1 protein-coding gene and 1 pseudogene are annotated in these 643 nt (G+C 76.5%); both read left to right on the forward strand.

Translation table 11 applies throughout. The features are described from left to right. A pseudogene (locus tag B7767_RS16685) lies at positions 1-469 on the forward strand (dihydroorotase); the annotation flags it as partial. After that, a partial coding sequence (locus tag B7767_RS44670) for an NAD(P)-binding protein (RefSeq protein WP_143652511.1) occupies positions 466-643 on the forward strand: 178 nt, incomplete at its 3' end. The pseudogene B7767_RS16685 and the gene B7767_RS44670, both read left to right, overlap by 4 nt.

Here is a 643-nt window from a genome sequence, read left to right on the forward strand (position 1 = left end):
GCACACCGTCGAGGAGAAGACCCGCGGCGTCGCCCAGTCGCCGCCCGGACTGCCCGGCGTCCAGGAACTGGCGGTCGCCGTCTGGACGGGCATGCGCAGACGCTGGCCCGAGGAAGACCCCGACACGGCCGCCGTACGGCTGGCCCGCCACCTCTCCGCCCGGCCGGCCGAGCTGTTCCGACTGCCCGGCAAGGGCCGGCTGGAGGCGGGCGCCGACGCCGACCTGGTGTTCCTCGCCCCCGACGTGCCCTGGATGCTCTCCGCGGGCGACGTGGAGAGCAAGTGCGGCTGGTCGGCGTACGAGGGATGGACCTTCACCGGCCGCATCGAACGGACCCTGCGCGCGGGCCGCACCGTGTGGGACGCGTCCACCGGCTCCTACGGCGCCCCCGACGGCCGGCTGCTGGGCGCGGCGCCCGCCCCCACCCCCTCGGCCGGCACGGCCACGACGGAGGTCCCGACGCCATGACGCAACGCCAGACCGTATTCATCGCCGGCGGCGGCATCGGAGGCCTCGCCGCCGCCGCGGGACTCGCCGCGCGCGGCTTCGACGTCACGGTGATCGAGCGGGCCGCCACCCTCCGGGAGGGCGGCTCGGGACTCATGATCCAGCCCAACGGCCTGCGCGCCGCCGACGCGCTCG

The organism is Streptomyces sp. 13-12-16 (assembly GCF_002114215.1).
In the GTDB taxonomy this organism is placed as follows: domain Bacteria; phylum Actinomycetota; class Actinomycetes; order Streptomycetales; family Streptomycetaceae; genus Streptomyces.